Below are 21,766 nucleotides of genomic sequence, written 5' to 3'. Positions count from 1 at the left end.
CGGGCGGTCTGGCCAGCCGGGCGCGGCGGCAGGCGGGAACAACATCGGGGTAACATGCGGGTATCGGGCAGGGCGGGCGGTGATCCGTCAAGTCACGACGGGCTGAGGCGGCAGGCAACTGTCGCGCAGGAGAACGCAACAGTGGGTATCTGCGCCAAGATGATCGGCAAATGCGGCGCAAATTAGAAGGTTTTCGCGCCATTGTCGGGCTGTTGCCGGGCAGGCGGAATCACGCCGGGGACGGTTAGTGCCCGCACAACGCCCGGTCACCCCGTGGGCACGCATATCGCCGCGCGGGGCAGGGCGCGCGCCTCTCCCCCTTTCGTCGTGCTTGTCACCCGGCGCGGGGCATGCAGTTCTGACCCAAGGAGGACACCATGACCCCGATACCGGACTCGATCGAAGCGGTGCAGCAGATGCTCGCCGGGCAGGACTATGTCTGCGGCAGGCCGCTGGCGACTGTGGCGTTTCTGGCGCTGCGGCTGGGCCGACCGCTGTTTCTTGAGGGCGAGGCCGGCACCGGCAAGACCGAAATCGCCAAGGCCATCGCCGCCGGGCTGGGCCGCCGTCTGATCCGCCTGCAATGCTACGAAGGCCTTGATGCCGCGTCGGCGGTCTATGAATGGAACTTCGCCGAACAGATGATCGCGATCCGCACGGCGGAGGCCACGGGCGGCGCCGACCGCGCCGCGCTAAAGACGGAGCTTTTCTCGCAGGATTACCTGATCGAGCGTCCGCTTTTGCAGGCCATGCGCCCGCAGGAGGGCGGCGCGCCGGTGCTTCTGATCGATGAAATCGACCGCACCGATGAACCGTTCGAGGCGTTCTTGCTAGAAGCGCTGTCGGATTTTCAGGTCACGATCCCCGAACTTGGCACCATCCGCGCGCCGGAGCCGCCCATCGTCATTCTCACTTCCAACCGCACCCGCGAAGTGCATGACGCGCTCAAACGCCGCTGCCTTTATCACTGGGTCGATTATCCCAATTTCGACCGGGAAATGGAGATCCTCGCCGCCCGCGCACCCGAAGCGCAGGCGACCCTCTCGCGCGAAGTCGTGGCCTTCGTGCAGCAATTGCGCACCGAGGATCTGTTCAAGAAACCGGGCGTCGCCGAAACCATCGACTGGGCCAAATGCCTGCTGGCGCTCGACGCCATCGCGCTCAGTCCCGAGGTGATCGCCGACACGCTGGGCGCGGTGCTGAAATACCAAGACGACATTCGCAAGCTGCAAGGTTCGGAGGCCAAGCGCATTCTCGACGAGGTGCGCGCCGAACTGGCCCCGGCGTGATCCGCGCGCATGGCTGAACACCTGCCGCTGGACCTGCCCGAGGATGGCAAGCTGTCGCAAAACATCACTTGGTTCGCCCGCGCCCTGCGCAAGGCCGGTCTGCCCGTCGGCCCCGGTCGGGTGATCGAGGCGATCCGCGCGGTCGAGGCCGCAGGCTTCACCGACCGGCGGGATTTCTACTGGACCCTGCACGCCTGCTTTGTCAGCCGCCCCGAACATGCCACGGTGTTTGCACAGATCTTCCGGCTCTACTGGCGCGATCCGCGGTATATGGAACACATGATGGCGATGCTGGTGCCCGCCGTGCGCGGCGTGCAGGAGGACCGCCCCGCCGCCCCCGCCGAAAAGCGCGCCGCCGAAGCGCTCCTTGCCGATCAGGCCGACCGCCCGGTCGATCCGGCCCAGCCGCAGGAAACCGAGGTCGAAATCGACGCCTCCGCCACCGCCAGCGGTGACGAGAAACTCCGCGCGCTGGATTTCGAGCAGATGAGCACCGCCGAAATGGCCCGCGCCCGTCAGATCCTGTCGCAGATGAGCCTGCCGGTGCCGCCCGTCATAACCCGTCGGCTGGTGGCGGACCGGCGCGGGCGCGCGCCCGACTGGCGGCGCACCCTGCGCGGCGCGCTGGCGCGGGGCGGCGAGGTGACCGAGATCCGCACCCGTGCCCGCGCCACCCGCTGGCCGAACCTTGTCGCGCTTTGCGACATCTCTGGCTCCATGTCGCAATATTCCCGCGCGATTCTGCATTTCCTTCACGCCGTGTCGAACCGCGAAGGACAGGGCTGGGCCCGCGTCCACGGCTTCACCTTCGGCACCCGGCTCACCAACATCACCCGCCATCTGGCCGATCGCGATGTCGATGCCGCGCTACAGGCCGCAGGCCGCGAGGCCCGCGATTGGGAGGGCGGCACCCGCATCGGGGCCTGTCTGGCCGAATTCAACCGCGACTGGTCGCGCCGAGTGCTGGGGCAGGGGGCGGTGGTGCTGCTCATCACCGACGGGCTGGAGCGCGACGACCCCGCGCGGCTGGCCGCGCAGATGGAGCGGCTGCACCTGTCGTGCCGCCATCTGATCTGGCTGAACCCGCTTCTGCGCTGGGATGGCTTCGCCCCACGGGCGCAGGGGGTGGCGGCGATGCTGCCCCATGTTGACAGCTTCCGCGCCGGTCATAACATTGCCGCGCTGGAGGGTTTGGCGGCGGCATTGGCCGATCCCCGCGACCACGGCGAGCGCGCGCGCCTGATGGCGATGCTCTCCTGACCGCCTCTGCCCACGCTCCGGGCAAATGACTGAAACGTGAGCGGAACCGGCCTCTGACATTGAGCGTTCTTTCGGGAATACGCTGAGGAAAGAGGACACTCACATGCGTCGTACTTTGTCGAACACCACCGCCCTGCTGGCCAGCCTGTCGCTGGCCGTGCCCGGTGCGGCTTTCGCGCAGGACAGCTCGGCGGAATGCCCGGCTGATACCAGCGCCTTCACCGTCGCCGACCTTGAGGATGGCGGCTACGACCTGCCCGAGGAAGCGGTGCTGATCGCCGATGACGAAGGCCAGGAAGAAGCCGAGGTCTGCCTGACCACTGCGCAGGCCGAGGAAGCCACCGCGATGACCGGCGTCATGCCCGTCGATGTGGACGGCAACATGGATGCTGCGACACTGGAGCAGTCGCTGCAAACCGAAATGAACGCCGATGCGGGCACCGACGGGGCAGACGCTTCGGCCGAAGCCGACATGTCGACCGAAACCACCGCCGATGCCGAAGCCTCCGCCGAGGAAGAAAGCAATGGCGACGAGGGCGGTCTGCTGAGCGGCGTGGTCAACCAGCTTCTGGGCAATGACGAGCCGGAGCCCGAAGCCGAGGCCGCCGAAGCCGAGACTGCGGAACCCGAAGCTGCGGAACCCGAGACTGCGGAAACCGAAGCGCCCGCCCCCGAAGCAGACGCCACTGCCGAGGCTGACGCCACCGCCGAACCCGCGCCCGAAACCGCCGAGGCCGACGCGCCCGCAGCGGAAACCGAGGAGCAGCAGCTTCAGACCACGACCGAAGCCGATGCCGGGACGGACACCACCGCCGAAGCCACCGACAGCGCCGACATGACCGCCGAGGCCGATGCCGAGCCGGAAACCGACGCCGCGCCCGAAGGTGGGCTTGCCGGTGCCATGAACCAGCTTCTGGGCAATGACAGCGCCGAGGCCGACAGCACCGCCGATGCGGATGCCGATGCCAGCGCCGAGACTGACGGCACCGCCGATGCCGACGCCGAAGCTGACACTACCGCCGAAGCCGAAGCCGAAGCCGACACCCCGGCAGAGCCCACGACCGAGGAACTGGAACAGCTGGAGCAGGAAACTGCCGAACTGGAACAGCAATCGGCAGAGGAGCCTGATCTTCAGGCCGAGGCCGAAACCGCGGAGCAAGACGCCCCGCAGCGCGAGTCCGCGGCTCTGTCCGCCGACACCGAAGCCTCCGAGGTGGAAGAAGAAACCATCACCGAGGATTCGGCCCGCTCCAGCTCGGAAGAGTTCGACGGCACGGTGGAAACCCTGTCGCAGGCCGCACAGGCCAGCGCCAACGGCTCTGCCAATGCGCGCCGCAACAACAACGATGACGATGACGATGGCCTGACCGATCTGGAAAAGGCGCTCATCATCGGTCTGGGTGCGGTCGTGGTTGGTCAGCAGCTTCAGGACAATGCCGGCGAAGTCGTCAGCAAATCCGACGACCGCGTGGTCGTGCTGCGGGACGGCCAGTATCGCGTCATCAAGGATGACAACGAATTGCTGCGCCGCCCCGGCTCCAACGTGCGGACCGAAACGTTCAACGACGGGTCGAGCCGCACCACGGTGACGCGCGAAGACGGCAGCCAGATCATCACCCTGCGGGATGACGAACTGCGCGTGCTGCGCCGCATCCGGGTCGATACCAACGGTGACGTGACCGTGCTGATCGACGACACCAGCACCTATGAGCCGGTCGATGTGGCCACGCTGCCCGAGCCGCGCGAACAGGTGATCGAGGTGACGCAGAACCGGGACGCCCTGCGTCAGGCTCTCGCCGCCGATGTGCAGACCGACCGCCGCTTTGCGCTCTATCAGGTGCGTAACATCCGGCAGGTCCGCAAACTGGCCCCCGCGATCAGCCTCGATAACGTGACGTTCGAAACCGGATCCGCCGTGATCACCCCCGATCAGGCCGAAGAACTGGCCGATCTGGGCAACCTGATCTCGGACGTCATTGCGGAAAGCCCCAATGAGGTGTTCCTGATCGAAGGTCACACTGACGCCGTGGGCAATGCCGCCTATAACCTCGCGCTGTCCGACCGCCGTGCGGAATCGGTGGCGCTGGCCCTGACCGAGTATTTCGACGTTCCGCCGGAAAACATGGTCGTGCAGGGGTATGGCGAAAGCGACCTGAAGATCCGCACCCTTGACGCCGAACGCGAGAACCGCCGCGCCGCCGTGCGCCGCATCACCTCGCTGCTTCAAACCGCAGAACTTCAGTAAGTCAGGTTTACGATTTGTTAACGGGCGCCCCGGCCATTGGTCGGGGCGCTCTGTTTTTGCGCTCGGTTCTTGGGCGCAGGCGCGTGTTGCCGCGCGCCTGTCGCTCTCCGCCGCGCCTCCGTCTGTGCGTTTGCGCAGACCCCCGCCGCAGGGGCTTGCCGCATAGCCGCGCGCGCTTAGGTGCACATCCAGATACATGTCAGCCAGAGGAGCCTTCATGGCACAGACAGACCTATTCACCCCGATCAGCTTTGGCCGGATCGAAGCCGCCAACCGCGTCATCATGGCGCCGCTCACCCGCAACCGCGCCCAAGACCCCGACGGCGTGCCCAATGACCTGATGGTCGACTATTACCGCCAGCGCGCCGGGGCCGGTGTTATCATCACCGAAGCCACGCAGATCTCCCCCGAGGGTAAGGGCTACGCGTGGACGCCGGGCATTCACAGCGACGCGCAGGTCGCGGGCTGGAAGAAGATCACCGACGCCGTGCACGAGGCGGGCGGCAAGATCGTGCTTCAGCTGTGGCATGTGGGGCGGATCTCCCATGTCTCGCTCCAGCCCGACGGGCAGAAGCCGGTCGCACCCTCCGCCATTGCCGCCGAGGTGCAGACCTTTGACGGCACGCAGATGGTTGATGTCTCGGAGCCGCGCGCGCTGGAGCGCGAGGAAATCCCGCGCGTGATCGCCGATTACCGCAAGGCCGCCGAAAACGCGAAAGCCGCCGGGTTCGACGGGGTCGAGGTGCACGCCGCCAATGGCTACCTGCTCGACCAGTTCCTGCGTGACGGGTCCAACACCCGTGACGACGATTACGGTGGCTCGATCGAAAATCGCACGCGACTGCTTTTCGACGTGCTCGACGCCGTGACCGATGTCTGGGGGCCGCATCTGGTGGGGCTGCGCCTGTCGCCCTTCTCCAATGCCAACGGCATCTCGGACAGCGATCCGATGCCGCTGTTCCGGCACGTGGTCGAAGGGCTCGCCCCCTATGATCTGGCCTTCCTGCACATGGTCGAAGGTCAGACCGGCGGGTCGCGGGATCTGGAGGGCGCCAATTCCATCGCCGATCTGCGCAAGCTGTTCCGGGGCGCCTATATCGCCAATAACGGCTACGACCGCGAAAAAGGCATCGAGGCCGTGGCCTCGGGCGCGGCGGATGCGGTGGCCTATGGCCGCCCGTTCATCGCCAACCCCGATCTGCCGGAGCGCCTGAAACAGGACGCGCCGTTGAACGATCCCGACCCCGCGACCTTCTACGGTGGCGGCGCCGAAGGCTACACGGATTATCCGACCCTGAACGCCGAAAAAGCCGCCTGATCCGACGGCGCAGCCTTGAAGCAAAGCCCGTCCGCATCGCGGGCGGGCTTTGTTTATTAAGGAATGAGCGATGTTACCCATGGGTAAGCTTGCGCGGGTGAGCGTCCGGGTAAGGTGGTGCGGGTAAGGTCGCATGGGTAAGGTGCCACGCCGCCCCGCACCCGCCCGCGAACAAGGCGAAGCCGCGCGGGCGAGCGCCTGCCCGTCCCCACGGGCTGGCGCTTTGTCACCTCGCGCTGACCTCTGGGCGAGGAGGAGCACGTCACCATAAAGCACACCCGCTCACCCGTAGCAGCGCCACCCCACGGGCAGGCTACTGTTGCGCCCGGAGTGTCTATGTCTCGCAAGCTCGGAACTGCACGCCACCGCGCGCGAACAAGCGTAGCGCGCCGCTCACCCGCAGGAGCGCCATCCCACGGGCAGGCTCCTGCTGCGCGCAACCGCCCGGCACAGGATGCTAACGCCACGTTAAGGTGCCGTTCGCCCACGTCCGAACCGCGCGGTGTCACCGTCGTGGCTAAGCCCCCGGCGGGAAAGCGGGTCCGTCCGTGGGCTGGGGTGTGATCTGCACGCTGCGGGGCGGGTCTGCGGGCGGCCCGCGCTGCTATGAGCGCGCGAAGTTGCCTTGTATCCGGTCCCGCGCTCCGGCAAAGTTGATGAAATCCCGCAGCCGCGCTCTGGTTGACGGCAGGGGGCGCAACCCCCAGATGTTGATCAGTCCGGAGAGGGCCACACGGTTGCCGCCAGTCGGGGCCTGCGCCCTCTTGCACAAGAGGAAAGACAATGAACGAGCCCCTGAGCCACAGCTACCCGGTACTGCCGCTGCGCGATATCGTGGTCTTCCCCCATATGATCGTCCCGCTGTTCGTGGGGCGCGACAAATCCGTTCGCGCGCTCGAAGAGGTGATGAAGGACGACAAGCAGATCCTGCTGTCGAGCCAGATCGATCCCTCCATCGACGATCCCACCCCCGAGGGCATCTATTCGGCAGGCGTGCTGGCCAATGTCCTGCAACTGCTGAAACTGCCCGACGGCACCGTGAAGGTGCTGGTCGAGGGGCGGCAGCGCGTGCGCATCACCGGCTTTGTCGAAAATGACTCGTTCTTCGAGGCCAGCGCCGAGCCGGTCGAGGAAGAACTGGGCGATGCCGACACGATCGAGGCGCTGACCCGGTCGGTCGCCGAGGAATTCGAGCGCTACGCCAAGGTCAAGAAGAACGTCCCCGAGGAAGCGCTCGCCGCCGTGTCGGAGACCCGCGACGCGCCGAAGCTGGCTGACCTCGTGTCCGGCCATCTGGGCATCGAAGTGGGCCAGAAGCAGGAGCTTCTCGAAACCCTGTCGGTCGCGGAGCGGCTGGAGAAGGTCTATGCGCTGATGCAGGGCGAAATGTCGGTCCTGCAGGTCGAGAAGAAGATCAAGACCCGCGTCAAAAGCCAGATGGAGCGCACCCAGCGCGAATACTATCTGAACGAACAGATGAAGGCGATCCAGAAGGAACTGGGCGACGGTGAGGACGGCCAGAACGAGGTCGCCGAACTGGAGCAGAAGATCGCCGACACGAAGCTGTCGAAAGAGGCGCGCGAGAAGGCTGAGGCCGAGGTCAAGAAGCTCAAGAACATGAGCCCGATGAGCGCCGAGGCGACCGTCGTGCGCAACTATCTCGACTGGATGCTGTCGATTCCGTGGGGCAACAAATCCCGCGTCAAAAAGGATCTGACCCGCGCGCAGAAGGTGCTCGACGACGATCACTACAGCCTTGAGAAGGTCAAGGAACGCATCGTCGAATATCTCGCCGTGCAGCAGCGCTCGAAGAAGCTGAAAGGCCCGATCATGTGCCTTGTCGGCCCTCCGGGTGTTGGCAAGACCTCGCTGGGCAAGTCGGTGGCGAAGGCCACGGGCCGCGAATTCATCCGCATCAGCCTGGGTGGTGTGCGCGACGAATCCGAGATCCGCGGTCACCGCCGGACCTATATCGGCTCCATGCCCGGCAAGATCATTCAGGCGCTGAAAAAGGCCAAGACGACGAACCCGCTGATCCTTCTCGATGAGATCGACAAGATGGGGCAGGATTTCCGGGGCGACCCGGCCAGCGCGATGCTTGAGGTGCTCGACCCCGAGCAGAACGCGAGCTTCGTCGATCACTATCTGGAGGTCGAATATGACCTGTCGGATGTGATGTTCCTGACCACGGCCAACAGTTATAACATGCCGGGGCCGTTGCTGGACCGGATGGAGATCATCAGCCTCGCCGGGTATACCGAGGACGAGAAACGCGAAATCGCCAAGCGGCACCTGCTGCCCAAGCAGATCGCCAATCACGGGCTGCGCAAGAACGAGTTCGCCCTGTCGGACGAGGCGCTGACCGAGATGATCCGCACCTATACCCGCGAGGCGGGCGTGCGGAACCTTGAGCGCGAGATCGCGAAGCTGGCCCGTAAAGCGGTGACCCGGATCGTCAAGAAGGAGGCCGACGCTGTCGAAGTGGCGCCCGAGATCCTTGAGGATATGCTGGGCGTGCCCCGCTACCGCTACGGTCTGGCCGAGAAGGAAGACCAGATCGGCGTGGTGACCGGGCTGGCTTGGACCTCCGTCGGGGGGGATCTGTTGCAGATCGAGGCGCTGCGCCTGCCGGGCAAGGGCCGGATGAAGACCACCGGTAAGCTGGGCGACGTGATGAAGGAATCGATCGATGCCGCGTCGAGCTATGTCCGCTCCATCGCGCCGTCGATCGGGGTGAAGCCGCCGCGCTTCGACACGATGGACATCCACGTCCACGTGCCCGATGGCGCGACGCCGAAAGACGGGCCCTCGGCCGGTCTGGCGATGGTGACCTCCATCGTGTCGGTGCTGACGCAGATCCCGATCCGCAAGGATATCGCCATGACCGGCGAGGTGTCGCTACGCGGCAACGCCATGCCCATCGGCGGGTTGAAGGAGAAACTGCTCGCAGCCCTGCGCGGCGGCATCAAGACGGTGCTGATCCCGCAGGAAAACGAGAAGGATCTGCCGGAGATCCCCGACAACGTGAAGGAAGGCTTGACCATCATCCCGGTCAGCCATGTCCGCGAGGTGCTGGAGCACGCGCTGGTGCGCAAGCCCGAACCCATCGAATGGGACGAGGCTGCCGAGGAAGCCGCCGCACAGGCGACGCTGGCCGCCGCGCGCAACGAGACCTCCCACGGGGTCGGCCCCGCGCATTGATCGCGCCGCTCTGACGATAGAAAGCCCCCCGCAATGCGGGGGGCTTTTTTGTTAGGGAATTAGAAAATCGTTGTAATAAGCACGCGCGGTTATAGGCTTGAAGCACGTTTTGGCTCAGATTTGATTTTTATGGAATCTAATTACAGCAGATTAACACCGGTAGTCGATTTCGGGAAAAAGCAGCCTCGGAAGCACAAGGTTGCGCGGCTGATCGAAGTTTGTAGGGCGCATCAGATACCTGTTCGTCAACGTCTAACGGCGCAGGGGAACCTTACTCCCGGCTTTGCGACGCGCTACCAGCCAGAATTCTTGGGCGCATTCGTCAGTATCTGTCAGATATATTCAGATTCACGATTCTTATTTCCGGCTCGTCAGGTTTTGGTACTAATGCTTGATAATGGTATCACTCCTTGTCGCGCTAATAGGTTCACCGAACCTATTGTAATTCGATTGTCGGCTGGAATTCTGCTCCGTTAGCTTACATGAGCAGCCGCATCACACTTAAGGTTCGTCTCAAGCGCTGACGTTCTACCAAGGGCGCTATATCAATCGTTGTGCGTGACGCTATTCTCGAAACTCCGCTTTCCCCCCGCGCGGGCTGTTGTTAGCCTCTCTTCAGATTGCTCCAACCCCGCGAGGATGCAGATGGCGAGCCGCCCCAAGAAGACCCCCGAGACCAAGTCCGACCCTGTGCGCGAGGCGAAGACGCCCGTGGCCGCGCCGGATGTGACCGTCGTGGCGGCCGAGCCGGTTGTGGCCGGGCCGGAATTGAAGAAGCCTGCGCTGATCGACCGGGTGGTCGAACGGTCGGGGGGCAAGAAGCGGGATGTGAAGCCGGTGGTCGAGGCGATGCTCGACGTGCTGGGGCAGGCGCTCGACAATGGGGAGGAGCTGGTCCTGCCGCCCTTGGGCAAGGTGAAGGTCACGCGCCGCAAGCCGCTGGCCAATGGCGAAGTGCTGACCGCCCGCATCCGCCGCACCGGCGCGGCCAAGGGCGACCCCATCGCGCAGACGCCCACGACCGAGGCCGACGAAGGCTGACAGGCGGGCCGGGGGCGATCCCGGTCGGGTGCCTTGGCCCCCGGCGCGGGGGTGGTCGCGCCCGGCATCAGCAGTGACATCGCCGTCTGCGGTGACCCTGCGGTGACCCTGCGGCGGCCCGTGCGCGACGCATTTTCCTGCAGAACGGGTCTTGCACAGGCGGGCCAAGATCGCTAAATCGCTCGCCACAGGGTGATTAGCTCAGTGGTAGAGCGCTTCGTTCACATCGAAGATGTCAGGAGTTCAAATCTCTTATCACCCACCATTATTCCTTTGAAAGGTCTCGATTTTATCGGGGCCTTTCTTCGTTTTACAAGGTGGGTTCCGGTCGCGGCTCAGTCGAGGGCGATGTCCTGCTGCAAGGCGCCGCTGGCGCGGTCGTAGATCAGGATGCGCTGATCGTCCGTCACCACGGCGATCCAGCCTTGGCCGAATGTCACCGCCTCGGCGCGGGTGTCTGCGGGCAGGGTCACCCGTTCGGGCAGTTGGGGTAGGGGGGATGTGGTCGCGGCGGGCGCATCCGGGCTGGCGGGCGCGGTCAGGCGGATGGTAAGGACCACCGTGATGATCCCGATGCCGAGGATCATGACCGCAAGCAGGGCGATGACCAGCCCTTTCAATAGGCGCAGGCTCGTCGGGAGCGCCGCCGTATCCGCCATCTGAGAGGAAGGTTCCTGCATGTCCGACACGTCCCGCTTGATCCAGGTCGAGATCGCCGCCGATCCGCCGTCCCGACTTGATAAGGCACTGGCCCGCGATGTGCCAGAGAGCGCCGCCTTGAGCCGGTCGCGTCTGGCGCGGCTGATTGCCGAGGGTCAGGTGGCGCGGGGCGGTGAGGTTCTGAGCGATCCGCGCGCGCGGGTGGCCGAGGGCGAGGTCATCGCGATCACCCTGCCGCCTGCGGCGGAGGTCGAAACCCGCGCCGAGGCGATCGCGCTCGACATCGTGCATGAAGATGACGCGCTGGTCGTGGTCAACAAGCCTGCGGGCATGGTGACCCATCCCGCGCCGGGCACGCCATCCGGCACGCTGGTCAATGCGTTGCTGCACCATTTCGATGGCAACCTGTCTGGCATCGGCGGGGAGAAGCGCCCCGGCATCGTCCACCGGATCGACAAGGACACGTCGGGGCTGCTTGTCGTGGCGAAAAGCGACGCGGCCCATCACGGGCTGGCGGCGCAGTTCGAGAAACACAGCGCCGAACGGCTCTACCGGGCGGTCACGCACCGCGCGCCGGACCCCGCCGATCCGCGTCTGCGCGGGCTACGCGGCGTGTCGTTCGAGCCGGGCGGCATCATCAAGATCACCACCGGGCTGGCGCGGCACCGCACCGACCGTCAGAAACAGGCGGTGCTGTTCAATGCCGGGCGCCATGCAGTGACGCGAGTTACGGTGGTGGAGCGGTTTGGCGATCCGGTGGGGGCCGGGCTGGTGGAATGCCGTCTGGAAACCGGGCGCACCCATCAGATCCGGGTGCATCTGGCCCATTGCGGGCACGGGCTGATCGGTGATCCGACCTATGGCGGGCAGCGCAAACCGTCGGCCAAGGCGCTGGGCGAGGCGGCGGCCGCCGCGTTGGCAGCCTTCCCGCGTCAGGCGCTGCATGCCGCGACGCTGGGATTCGAGCACCCGGTCAGCGGCGAATGGATGCGGTTCGAAGCGCCGCTGCCGCAGGATATGCAGGATCTGCTAACGGCGCTGCGGGCGGGTCAATAGGGGCCGTCCCGGGCGGGGCGCTGGCGGATCGGGGCCACGCCCCCGCAGCGCCCTATCGCACGGGAAATGACCTTGTTCGGGGAATGGTGCGCAAACGGCGTCCCGATTGTGCGCGTCACGGCCATGTGAAAGGCCGTCACATTAATTGTCATTTTACACACTCATCCCCATATCTCAGCATGAACCGGGACGAACGCCGGGAACCTGAACCATTCCGTTCAGTTAATCACACAGACCTTCGCCCGAAGGGTGGCTCGACCGAGCGCAGCTTCGGGGCTCCGCGAAAGGGGGACCGACATGGCCAATTACGGAAATCTTCCCGCACCGTCACCCGAGGGCGGGCTGAACCGCTATCTGCAGGAAATCCGCCGCTTCCCGATGCTGGAACCGGAGCAGGAATACATGCTGGCAAAGCGCTGGGTGGATCATCAGGACACCGACGCGGCGCATCAGATGGTTACGAGCCATCTGCGGCTCGCCGCGAAAATCGCGATGGGCTATCGCGGCTATGGCTTGCCGCAGGCTGAGGTGATTTCAGAGGCGAATGTGGGCCTGATGCAGGCGGTGAAGCGATTCGACCCTGAGAAGGGGTTCCGCCTTGCGACCTATGCGATGTGGTGGATCCGCGCCTCGATCCAGGAATATATCCTGCGGTCGTGGAGCCTTGTGAAACTGGGCACCACCTCGGCGCAGAAGAAGCTGTTTTTCAACCTGCGCAAGGCCAAGGCCCGGATCGGCGCGCTGGAAGAGGGCGATCTGCGCCCGGAAAACGTCAAACAGATCGCCAACGACCTGAACGTGACCGAGGATGAGGTCATTTCGATGAACCGGCGGATGTCGGGGGGCGATGCGTCGCTCAACGCCACTGTGGGATCGGATGGCGACACCACGACGCAATGGCAGGACTGGCTGGAGGACGAAGACAGCGATCAGGCCGAAGCCTATGCCGAAAGCGACGAGATGAACGTGCGTCTGACGTTGCTGACCGAGGCGATGGACGTGCTCAACGATCGTGAGAAGAACATCCTCGAACAGCGGCGCCTGCGCGATGAGCCGATGACGCTGGAGGAGCTTTCGGGTGAATACGACGTCAGCCGGGAGCGTATCCGTCAGATCGAGGTGCGCGCGTTCGAGAAGCTGCAAAAGCGGATGACCGAACTGGCCCGCGAAAAGGGGATGGTGCCCGAGCCGGCGTAAGCGCGCGCTTTGGTTCGGTGCGGCGCGCGAGCCCTGCACACCACCCCGCCATGACCCGACACAGAACGCCGCTCCCCGCCGGGGCGGCGTTTTCCGTTTCAATTCAAGCGCGGGCGACTATGGTGGCGGCAACATCCCTACCGAGGAGACCGTGATGTCCGAACCCGTCAGATGGGGCGTGCTGGGTGCCGCCAATTTTGCATTGCAGCACATGGCCCGTGCCATTCACGCCGCCGAGGGCGCAGAATTCGCCGCCATCGCCACATCGAGCGCAGCCAAGGCGGAGCCGTTTCGTGCCTTTGCCCCCGGTGTGCGGGTGCATGACAGCTACGACGCGCTGCTGGCGGACCCGGAGATCGACGCGATCTATATTCCGCTGCCGAACCACCTGCATGTCGAATGGACGCAGAAGGCCGCCCGCGCGGGCAAGCATGTTTTGTGCGAAAAGCCCATCGCCATGACCGCCCCTGAGATCGATCAGTTGATCGCCCTGCGCGACGAAACCGGGCTGGTCATCGCCGAGGCATTCATGATCGTGCATCACCCGCAATGGACCTGCGTGCGCGATATGCTGGACGCCGGAGAGGTTGGCACGCTGCGCCATGTCGATGTCGCGTTTTCGTTCAACAACCCCGATCCGGGCAATATCCGCAACCGGGTCGAGGCGGGCGGCGGCGTGCTGCCGGATATCGGGGTCTATGCCTTTGGCGGCGTGCGCTATGCCACCGGGCAGGAGCCAGAGGCCGTGATGGCGCGCTGGAAGGTCGAGAACGAGGTCGACACGTTCGTGCAGGTCTGGGCCGATTTCCCCGGCTTTACCTATGGCGGGACCGTGTCGACCCGGCTCGCCCCGCGGCAGGAGGTGACGTTTCAGGGCGACCGGGGCAGCATCCGCATGAGCGCGCCGTTCAATCCGACGGTGTTCGGCGAGGCGCGGGTGGAGTTGCACCGCGATGGCCAGCAGGCGGAGGTGCGGCGGTTCACCTCGGACAATCATTATGTGTTGCAGGTCGAGGCCTTTGGCCGCGCGGTGCGCGGGGGCGACGCCTATGCGGTGCCGCTGGAATTTTCGCGCGGCACCCAGGCGATGATCGATCAGGTCAAGGCTGCCGCGGTCCAGATGTGACGCGGGGCGTGCGGGGGCGGACGACGCGGGGCAGTTGCGTGGCGGCGGCGACCCGGTTGCGGCCCGCGCGCTTGGCCCGATAGAGCGCCTGATCCGCCGCCGCGATCAGCGATGCGGCATCGGGCACGGCGCCGGAGCCTGCGGGGATCGGCAGCACGCCCACCGAAATGGTCTGATGCAGGATCGGGCCGGGCCGGGCCGCTGCGGGCGGGGCGATGAGCACCGGCGCGGCGGCGATGCGGGCGCAAAGCCGTTCCGCCGCGCTGCGCGCCGCGCCATCGCTGGTTTCCGACAGCAGCACCAGAAATTCGTCCCCGCCGATCCGTGCGGCGACATCGCCGGTGCGCAGGTTGGCGCGCAGCAGGTCGGCCACCACGCATAGCACCCGGTCGCCGGTGGGGTGGCCGTGGCGGTCGTTGATCTGTTTGAACCGGTCGAGATCCAGCAGCAGCACGGCAAATCCGCGCCGCATACCGCCAGAGCCCGCGCGCAGGGCGTCGAGATGTTCCAGCGCGTAACGCCGGTTATAAAGCCCGGTCAGCGAATCGGTATAGGCGGCGCGCAGCCCGTCGCGCAGCCGGGCGCGGCTGCGGTCATCGCGGTGCTTGCGTGCGAACTGGGCACGCAGCCGCAGGGCAAGCTCGCGCGGGTCTATCGCATCGGCCAGCACCTCGGCGGCGCCAAGGTCCAGCGCCATCGCCGCTGTATCCGTCTGCTCGGCGGGCAGGGTGACGAGGAGTTTCGAGAAGCGTAATTCACAGCGGCTGCGCAGCTCGGCCAGAAGCGGTAGGGCGCTGCCCTGTTCGGGCTGCGGCGCGATGACCAGCAGGTCGGGCGCGCGGGCGGGATCGGCCAAGGTCAGCGCCTGCTCGCGGGTCATGGCGGTCAGCGGCCACGGCAGGTGCGGGCGCAGCGCCTGCTGCCAGATCAGCGCCTGCGCGGGGGTGGCACCGACCAGCGCCACGCGTCCCTGCAATGCGGGCTCCGTCACCGGGGGCGTATCAAAGCTGTCGCTGGCGCGGCGGGCTGGCAGGCGAGGGCGCTCCGGCGGCGTGAAGGGGGGCGGCGTGGAGGTTTGGGGCGGAAGGCCGGGGCTCGCCAGCCCGGCGGGCGTGGCGCGGGAATGGACCGGCGCGGCGGGGGTGAAGGGGGTGACCGGCTCCGCCATCGCGAACAGGTCCGGACCATCGCCGCGCAGGGTCAGCTCCTCCTCCATATGACGCAGGCGGACCAAGGAGCGCAGCCGCGCGAGCAGCAACGCATCGCCGGGTTCGGCCATGACATCGGTCGCCCCGGCCTCCAACGCGCGCAGGCGCAGGTCGGGCGGATCGGGATCGGTGAGCACGATGACGGGCAAATCCGCGCTGACCGGCCAGCGCCGCAATTCCCGGCAAAGCCGCAGCGCCGTGTCCGTGGGATCGGACCTGCTGCGCTTGGCGCCTTTTGCAGAGGGGGCAGCAGGGGCTGGCCTGTCCGTCGGCGCGGTCCGTAGCGAGATCAGCAGTAGATCGGGAAGCGCGGCCCGCAGCATCCGCACCCCATCGCGCAGCGACGCGGCCAGCTGGACGTCATAGCAGGCGCGCGACAGCTTGACGTTCAGGGCGATCCGGTTGATTTCGACCGGGTCGATGATGAGGATGCGTCCTGGCACCGATACCTCCGGCAACTGCCCGTCGCGCGGCCCGGATGGGCCAGTCTGCGTTGCCGGAACGGTCCGGCGGCCTGCGCGCGGCGAGCGACATGGCTGACCCGATCTTGATGCGCCCGCGATGGTTAAGATTGTGTTGCGATCGCGGAAACTATTCTGAAGGAGCGGTAAATGACCCCCGAACATGCCGAAACGATTGCCCTGAGGGCGCTGGGCTGGATCGCGGCCGAAGACGGGCTGCTGGAGGTGTTCATGGGCGCGACCGGGCTGGGGCTCGACGATCTGCGTGGCGCGGGGGATGCGCCTGAAACGCTGGCCTCGGTGCTGGATTTCCTTGTGATGGACGACAGGTGGGTCATCGGCTTCTGCGACGCGGCGCAGCTGAGCTACGAGACCCCGATGCAAGCGCGCGCCGCATTGCCGGGCGGGCAATTGCCGCATTGGACGTGACGGTGCCTGCGCCGCAGCCGCTGCGCGCCATTCTGTTCGACAAGGACGGCACGCTGTTTGATTTCCAGCGCACATGGGGCGCGGCGTTGAGCGACCTGATGATGGCGCTCGCGCGCGAGGGGGGCGGCGACCCCGAACAGGTGGCGCGGGTGACCGGGGTCGATCCCGTCGCGCGCCGGGTTCTGCGCGACAGCCCGCTGGTGGCGGGCACGCAGGCCGAGACGATGGCGCTTCTGCGGCCATTGCTGAGCCTGCCCGATCATGTGCTGCTGGCGCGGATGGCTGCGATGGCGGAACAGGTGGAGCCGGTGCCCGCCGTCGCGCTTGCGCCGCTGTTCGACCGGCTGCGCGGGGCAGGCTATCTGCTGGGCATTGCGACCAACGATCAGGAGGACGCGACACGCCAGCAACTGGCGCGGCTGGGCGTGGCCGACCGGTTCGAGCGGATCATCGGCGCGGATAGCGGCCACGGCGCCAAGCCCGCCCCCGGCATGTGCCATGCCTTTGCCGCCGGGCTGGATCTGCCCAGCGCAGAGGTGGTGATGGTCGGCGACAGCACCCATGACCTGCGCGCGGGGCGGGCGGCGGGGATGCCGGTGGTCGCGGTGCTGACCGGGTTGGCGGAGGCCGATGATCTGGCCGCCGAGGCCTGTGCCGTGCTGGACGATATTGGCGCGCTGCCCGCATGGCTGGGTCTGCCGCCCGTCTGATCCGCCTTTGTGCGCGGCGACTTGGCGTCAATTCGGTGTTCCTTAACCTGTGGTCCGTAGGGTGTGGGCTGCAGGAATTAGGGGAATGGAATGCACGGGCTCATCAATCGGGCGATCCAGTGCTTTGTCACGGATACCTATGGCACGCGCCTGTGGACGCAGATCAGCCGCGATGTCGGTCTGGGCCCGCATGGGTTCGAAGCCATGCTCACCTATGATGATGCGCTGACCCATGCGGTGCTGCGCCACGCGGCGGAGCAGTTGAACAAGCCCGAGATCGCGCTGCTGGAGGATCTGGGCACCTATCTGTGCACCGGCACCGGCAGTCGCCTGCGGCGTCTGCTGCGGTTCGGGGGCGATACGTTCGAGGAATTTCTGCATTCGCTCGACGATCTGCCGGACCGGGCAAAGCTGGCCCTGCCGGATCTGGATGTGCCGGGGCTGGAACTCTCGGATCTGGGCGACGGGTGTTATTGGCTGCTGGTGCGGCACCGGCTGCCACGCTCCGCCGCGTTGATCAGCGGGGTGTTGCGGGCGATGGCCGATGATTACGGCGCGCTGGTGCTGCTGGAGCCGCTGGCCGGGCCGAAATACATGCCCGATGGCGCACCGCTGACGGGGCCGTCGCCCCCTGTGGGGGAGGCGGCGGGGGCGTTGCGGGGCCGGGTGACGGATATGCCGCCGGCGGCGACGGGCGCGCCGGTGTCCGCGCCGGTGTCCGAGCCGACGGGCGGTATGCCGCCTGCGCCGATGGCTGATCCCACGCCCGACATGTCGGCCGAGCCGATGGGTGATCCGACGTCCGCGCCGCTGATCGCGCGCGAGCCGGGTTCGGCCTTTCCCCACGTTGGCAGCCGCACCCTGCGCTATGTCACGGTGATCGAAATCAGGTTGCTGGATACGACATTTCATCAGGGGCGAAGTTTCTCGCTGGCCGGGATTTGCGAAACGGCGGAGCCTGACGGGGTGGAGCCTGCGCCATGACGTCCGGCACCCCTGAGGAGGCCCGCCGCCCGTCCGAAGCTGGACCGGACGGCAGGGAGCGGCGACCGGCGCCGTTGGGCGGGGGCGCGACTGTGCGCGGAGCGGGCCCGCAGGCGGGGCGGGATGCGCCCCTGCGTGGGTCGGCAGAGCAGGGCGCACGGGGATGTGCGGATGAGGCGGCGGGTCTGCCTGCGCCGCAGCTTTCGGCGCGGGCGATGGATCTGTTGATGCCGATGCATCTGCGCGTCGATGCCTGCGGCACCATCACCAGTGTCGGCCCGACATTGCAGAGGATCTGCGCCGAGACGCCATTGCCCGGGCGCGACTTTTTCGATGTGTTCACGCTGCGGCGTCCGCAGGGGGTGCGCGATGTCGCGGGGCTGTTGCGGGCGGACGGGCGGCTGAGCCTTGGCTTTCGCACCGGCGCGCGCACGAGTTTCAAAGGCTTGGCCGTGCCGCTGGGCACGGGGGCGGGCGCGCTGGTCAATCTGGGCTTCGGGATTTCGGTGGTGGAGGCCGTGCGCCAATACGCCCTGAGCAATTCGGATTTCGCGGCGACGGATCTGGCTGTCGAACTGCTCTATCTGGTGGAGGCGAATACCGCCGCGCTGGAAGAATCCCGGCGGCTGAACCTGCGGCTGCAAGGCGCCAAAAGCGCTGCCGAAGCGCAGGCCATCACCGATACGCTGACCGGACTTGGCAACCGGCGCGCGATGGATGAGGTCCTGACCCGGTTGGAGGAGGCGGGCCGCGGCTTTGGCCTGATCCATCTGGATCTGGATTTTTTCAAGGATGTGAATGACCGGCTGGGCCATGCGGCAGGCGATGCGGTGCTGCAACATGTGGGGCGCGTGCTGGTCGAGGAAACCCGCGGCGAGGATATCGTGACGCGGGCGGGCGGCGATGAATTCATCCTTATTTTCCCGCGTGTTACGGATGACACGGTGTTGCGCCAACTGGCGCTGCGGATCATCGCCCGGATCGAAAAGCCGATCCCGCATGGCGATCAGCAGTGTCTGATCTCGGCCAGCGCGGGCATTGCGGTGTCGCGGGGGATCGGCAGCGTGGCGCAGGTGCTGCTGGATGCCGACCGCGCGCTCTACGCGTCAAAGGCGCGCGGGCGGGCGCAGGCGACCGTCGCATCCGCGACGCCGTGACTGCCGCGCCGGGCGGCGGGCTGGGGCGGTGGCCGGGGCGCGAGGCTGTCGGGGGGAAGCCGACAAATCGCCTGTTGCGGTCGCAGCCGGGCCGGGGAAACCTGTCATGGCGAAGGGCGAAGGGCGAAGGGCGAAGGGCGAAGGGCGAAGGGCGAAGGGCGAAGGGCGAAGGGCGAAGGGCGAAGGGCGAAGGGCGAAGGGCGAAGGGCGAAGGGCGAAGGGCGAAGGGCGAAGGGCGAAGGGCGAAGGGCGAAGGGCGAAGGGCGAAGGGCGAAGGGCGAAGGGCCGTCTGCGCGTGGCGAAACCGGCACAGCGGGCGGATTGCGGTCGGGGACGCTTGACCGCGCGGGGCCGGGCCGCCATCCCGGATACCCAGATGCCGCACGCCATTCCGGCACGGCCCGGACCAAGGACGCAGCGATGGACCCCCGCAAGCTGGAAATGACCGTGTTGATGACGCCTGACATGGCGAATTTCAGCGGCAAGGTGCATGGCGGCGCTTTGTTGAACCTGCTCGACCGGGTCGCGTTTTCCTGTGCCTCGCGCTATTCGGGGCGCTATGCGGTGACGCTTTCCGTCGATCAGGTGATGTTCAAGGAGCCGATCAATGTGGGCGAACTGGTGACGTTTCGCGCCAGCATCAACCATACGGGCCGCACCTCCATGGAGGTCGGCATCCGGGTGGAGGCGCAAGACATTCGCGCAGGCAGTTCGCGGCACACCAATTCCTGCTATTTCACGATGGTCGCGATGGATGATGATGGCCGCCCGGCGGAAGTGCCCGCGCTGACCATCGAAACCGAAGTGGAGCGCTGCCGCCACGGCGCCGCCGAAATCCGCCGCAAACTGCGCCGTCAGATCGCGGACGAGTTGGAGCGCGCAACCAGCGGGCGCTAGATCTGCTTTCCCTCCTTTCTGAGTTCTGAAAGAAGCGCGCACGTCGCGCCCGGCCTTTGGCGACATTGCCCAAGGCCCGGCCCGCGGCGCGCAGATCAGACCCCAGCAAGGAACACAGCATGGCCGAACGGCACTTCGTATATCCTGGAATGAAACTGCCGTTTGCGCTGCTGGTCGTCTGCTTTGCCGCGTGGGGCGTGGCGGCGAACATGACCGATCCGCTGGTGCAGGTGTTTTCGCGGGTGTTTTCGATGAGCACGCTGCAGGCATCGCTGGTGCAATTCGCCTATTACGGCGCGTATTTCTGTCTGGCCCTGCCTGCCGCCTTCATCAACCGCCGGTTTTCCTACCGGACCGGCGTGCTGACCGGGCTGGGGTTGGCGATCCTTGGGGCGTTTTTGTTCTATCCGGCCTCGATCGCGATGACCTACGGGTATTTCCTCCTGGCGCTGTTCACGCTGGCGGGCGGGCTGTCGATCCTTGAAACCTCGGCCAATCCGTTCGTCATTGCGATGGGGCCCGAGGACAACGCGACGCGGCGGCTGAATTTTGCGCAGGCGTTCAACCCGGTGGGCACCAATATCGGGGTGTTTTTGTCAGCGGCGCTGATCCTGCCGAACCTCAACACGGCAAGTTCCGAGGAGCGCGCGGCGCTGGGCGCGGAGGCGCTGCTGGCGATCCGCTCCGACGAGTTGCAGGCGGTGATGCTGCCCTATGTCGGCTTTGCCTTTGTTTTGGTGGCGATCTGGATCGCCATCGCCCTGCGCCCCATGCGCACGCGGCAGGAGGCGGCGGGCGGCAATGTGGCGTTTGGTGCGACCCTGCGGCGGCTGCTGGGCAACCGGCATTACACGTTCGGGGTGGTGGCGCAGTTTTTCAACGTGGCGGCGCAGACCTGCACATGGACCTTTACCCTGCAATACGTGATGGCCGCGCTGGGCGTGAACGAGGCGGGCGCGGGGTGGTATTTGCAGGCCTCGCTGATCGTGTTTCTGATCTCGCGCTTTGTGATGACATGGGCGATGGGGCTGGTGCGCCCGGCGTTGCTGTTGACCGTGATGGCGCTGTCGGGCAGCGCATTGAGCCTCATCGCCGTGGTGGTGCCGGGTGTGCCGGGGGTCTGGGCCGTGGTGGCGCTGTCGGTGTCGTTGTCGCTGATGTTCCCGACGATCTACGGGCTCGCGCTGCATGGGCTGGGCGAGGATACCAAGTTTGGCGCGGCGGGGCTGGTCATGGCGATCCTTGGCGGCGCGCTGATGCCGATGGTGCAGGGCGCGCTGCTGGACGGGTTCGGCCCGGCGCTGTCCTATATCGTGCCGGGTTTATGTTTTCTGGTGATCGCGGCCTACGGCGTGTTCGATCTGTCGCGGGGCGCGGCGCGGCGGGTCTGAGCGCCCGCTTTGCCAGCAGGCCGGTGCGGCGCGTGCGCGGTTTGGCGTGAAATTTGCTGTGTCTTTTGCCAATTCGGAGCCGAGTGCTAGACTTGGCCGGGAGCAGACGCTAAGCATCCCTCGGTTAGCGCTAACG

Annotated in this window: 17 protein-coding genes and 1 tRNA gene; 16 read left to right on the top strand and 2 right to left on the bottom strand. The window is 66.2% G+C overall.

Translation table 11 applies throughout. The features are described 5' to 3' along the window. Positions 1–377 precede the first annotated feature (377 nt). From CBW24_RS11405 to CBW24_RS11375, 7 genes are all read left to right on the top strand, one after another. Positions 378–1,289, top strand: coding sequence for an AAA family ATPase (locus CBW24_RS11405; protein ID WP_097373656.1), 912 nt, complete (start codon positions 378–380; stop codon positions 1,287–1,289). 9 nt (positions 1,290–1,298) lie between these two features. Then, positions 1,299–2,549: a vWA domain-containing protein gene (locus tag CBW24_RS11400; RefSeq protein ID WP_097373655.1), complete on the top strand. Its 1,251-nt coding sequence runs from the start codon at positions 1,299–1,301 to the stop codon at positions 2,547–2,549. A gap of 103 nt (positions 2,550–2,652) precedes the next feature. Beyond that, positions 2,653–4,794, top strand: coding sequence for an OmpA family protein (locus tag CBW24_RS11395; RefSeq protein WP_097373654.1), 2,142 nt, complete (start codon positions 2,653–2,655; stop codon positions 4,792–4,794). A 217-nt stretch (positions 4,795–5,011) separates the two neighbouring features. After that, a complete protein-coding gene (locus CBW24_RS11390) occupies positions 5,012–6,112 on the top strand; it encodes an alkene reductase (protein ID WP_097373653.1) in 1,101 nt (366 codons plus the stop codon). Between the two features lie 783 nt (positions 6,113–6,895). Beyond that, positions 6,896–9,313: an endopeptidase La gene (lon, locus tag CBW24_RS11385; protein ID WP_097373652.1), complete on the top strand. Its 2,418-nt coding sequence runs from the start codon at positions 6,896–6,898 to the stop codon at positions 9,311–9,313. A 645-nt stretch (positions 9,314–9,958) separates the two neighbouring features. Then, positions 9,959–10,354: an HU family DNA-binding protein gene (locus CBW24_RS11380; protein ID WP_088664588.1), complete on the top strand. Its 396-nt coding sequence runs from the start codon at positions 9,959–9,961 to the stop codon at positions 10,352–10,354. Between the two features lie 190 nt (positions 10,355–10,544). Continuing rightward, a tRNA-Val gene (locus CBW24_RS11375) sits at positions 10,545–10,619 on the top strand. Positions 10,620–10,689: 70 nt separating this feature from the next. Here CBW24_RS11375 and CBW24_RS11370 read toward each other — a convergent pair. Next, the gene (locus CBW24_RS11370) at positions 10,690–11,034 is read right to left on the bottom strand and encodes a DUF6476 family protein (RefSeq protein WP_232529762.1); all 345 of its coding nucleotides are present in this window, start codon (positions 11,032–11,034) and stop codon (positions 10,690–10,692) included. On the opposite strand from CBW24_RS11370, the gene CBW24_RS11365 reads away from it, so the two are divergent. From CBW24_RS11365 to CBW24_RS11355, 3 genes are all read left to right on the top strand, one after another. After that, complete coding sequence (locus CBW24_RS11365) at positions 11,033–12,070, top strand: RluA family pseudouridine synthase (protein WP_097373650.1); 1,038 nt, start codon at positions 11,033–11,035, stop codon at positions 12,068–12,070. The genes CBW24_RS11370 and CBW24_RS11365 overlap by 2 nt on opposite strands. Before the next feature lie 297 nt (positions 12,071–12,367). After that, positions 12,368–13,267 carry an RNA polymerase sigma factor RpoH gene (gene rpoH / locus CBW24_RS11360; RefSeq protein ID WP_097373649.1) on the top strand — a complete coding sequence of 300 codons (900 nt, stop codon included), beginning with the start codon at positions 12,368–12,370 and terminating at the stop codon, positions 13,265–13,267. 154 nt (positions 13,268–13,421) lie between these two features. Further along, positions 13,422–14,393: a Gfo/Idh/MocA family protein gene (locus tag CBW24_RS11355; protein ID WP_097373648.1), complete on the top strand. Its 972-nt coding sequence runs from the start codon at positions 13,422–13,424 to the stop codon at positions 14,391–14,393. On the opposite strand, the gene CBW24_RS11350 is transcribed toward CBW24_RS11355, so the two are convergent. Continuing rightward, positions 14,368–16,044 (bottom strand): diguanylate cyclase, encoded by a 1,677-nt coding sequence (locus CBW24_RS11350; RefSeq protein WP_157773210.1) that lies wholly within the window; start codon positions 16,042–16,044, stop codon positions 14,368–14,370. The genes CBW24_RS11355 and CBW24_RS11350 overlap by 26 nt on opposite strands. Positions 16,045–16,212: 168 nt before the next feature. Between CBW24_RS11350 and CBW24_RS11345 the strand changes: the two genes are divergently transcribed. The 6 genes from CBW24_RS11345 (at position 16,213) to fucP (ending at position 21,630) form a co-directional block, all read left to right on the top strand. Next, positions 16,213–16,491, top strand: a complete 279-nt coding sequence (locus CBW24_RS11345; protein ID WP_088664594.1) for a DUF3572 domain-containing protein — start codon at positions 16,213–16,215, stop codon at positions 16,489–16,491. Further along, complete coding sequence (locus CBW24_RS11340; protein WP_232529760.1) at positions 16,488–17,201, top strand: HAD family hydrolase; 714 nt, start codon at positions 16,488–16,490, stop codon at positions 17,199–17,201. The genes CBW24_RS11345 and CBW24_RS11340 overlap by 4 nt, the downstream gene beginning before the upstream one ends. Before the next feature lie 90 nt (positions 17,202–17,291). Continuing rightward, on the top strand, positions 17,292–18,185 hold the full coding sequence (locus tag CBW24_RS18745; RefSeq protein WP_097373645.1) for a heme NO-binding domain-containing protein: 894 nt from the start codon (positions 17,292–17,294) through the stop codon (positions 18,183–18,185). Next, a complete protein-coding gene (locus tag CBW24_RS11330) occupies positions 18,182–19,342 on the top strand; it encodes a GGDEF domain-containing protein (protein ID WP_232529758.1) in 1,161 nt (386 codons plus the stop codon). Before CBW24_RS18745 ends, CBW24_RS11330 begins: the two co-directional genes overlap by 4 nt. 420 nt (positions 19,343–19,762) lie before the next feature. Beyond that, a complete protein-coding gene (locus CBW24_RS11320; protein WP_088661537.1) occupies positions 19,763–20,239 on the top strand; it encodes an acyl-CoA thioesterase in 477 nt (158 codons plus the stop codon). Between the two features lie 119 nt (positions 20,240–20,358). Continuing rightward, the gene (gene fucP, locus CBW24_RS11315; protein ID WP_097373644.1) at positions 20,359–21,630 is read left to right on the top strand and encodes an L-fucose:H+ symporter permease; all 1,272 of its coding nucleotides are present in this window, start codon (positions 20,359–20,361) and stop codon (positions 21,628–21,630) included. Positions 21,631–21,766 lie beyond the last annotated feature (136 nt).

It is taken from the genome of Pacificitalea manganoxidans (genome assembly GCF_002504165.1).
GTDB lineage: Bacteria > Pseudomonadota > Alphaproteobacteria > Rhodobacterales > Rhodobacteraceae > Pacificitalea > Pacificitalea manganoxidans.
Note: the sequence above shows the minus strand (reverse complement) of the source record. Positions and strands in the feature narration are given on the sequence as shown.

Bases quoted from the DNA above. Each gene is read 5' to 3' on its own strand.
- CBW24_RS11330 (WP_232529758.1), top strand. From the start codon at position 18,182: ATGACGTCCGGCACCCCTGAGGAGGCCCGCCGCCCGTCCGAAGCTGGA.
- CBW24_RS11345 (WP_088664594.1), top strand. From the start codon at position 16,213: ATGACCCCCGAACATGCCGAAACGATTGCCCTGAGGGCGCTGGGCTGG.
- CBW24_RS11390 (WP_097373653.1), top strand. From the start codon at position 5,012: ATGGCACAGACAGACCTATTCACCCCGATCAGCTTTGGCCGGATCGAA.
- CBW24_RS11370 (WP_232529762.1), bottom strand. From the start codon at position 11,034: ATGCAGGAACCTTCCTCTCAGATGGCGGATACGGCGGCGCTCCCGACG.
- CBW24_RS11355 (WP_097373648.1), top strand. From the start codon at position 13,422: ATGTCCGAACCCGTCAGATGGGGCGTGCTGGGTGCCGCCAATTTTGCA.
- CBW24_RS18745 (WP_097373645.1), top strand. From the start codon at position 17,292: ATGCACGGGCTCATCAATCGGGCGATCCAGTGCTTTGTCACGGATACC.
- CBW24_RS11395 (WP_097373654.1), top strand. From the start codon at position 2,653: ATGCGTCGTACTTTGTCGAACACCACCGCCCTGCTGGCCAGCCTGTCG.
- rpoH (WP_097373649.1), top strand. From the start codon at position 12,368: ATGGCCAATTACGGAAATCTTCCCGCACCGTCACCCGAGGGCGGGCTG.
- CBW24_RS11365 (WP_097373650.1), top strand. From the start codon at position 11,033: ATGTCCGACACGTCCCGCTTGATCCAGGTCGAGATCGCCGCCGATCCG.
- CBW24_RS11380 (WP_088664588.1), top strand. From the start codon at position 9,959: ATGGCGAGCCGCCCCAAGAAGACCCCCGAGACCAAGTCCGACCCTGTG.
- lon (WP_097373652.1), top strand. From the start codon at position 6,896: ATGAACGAGCCCCTGAGCCACAGCTACCCGGTACTGCCGCTGCGCGAT.
- CBW24_RS11320 (WP_088661537.1), top strand. From the start codon at position 19,763: ATGGACCCCCGCAAGCTGGAAATGACCGTGTTGATGACGCCTGACATG.
- CBW24_RS11405 (WP_097373656.1), top strand. From the start codon at position 378: ATGACCCCGATACCGGACTCGATCGAAGCGGTGCAGCAGATGCTCGCC.
- CBW24_RS11400 (WP_097373655.1), top strand. From the start codon at position 1,299: ATGGCTGAACACCTGCCGCTGGACCTGCCCGAGGATGGCAAGCTGTCG.
- fucP (WP_097373644.1), top strand. From the start codon at position 20,359: ATGGCCGAACGGCACTTCGTATATCCTGGAATGAAACTGCCGTTTGCG.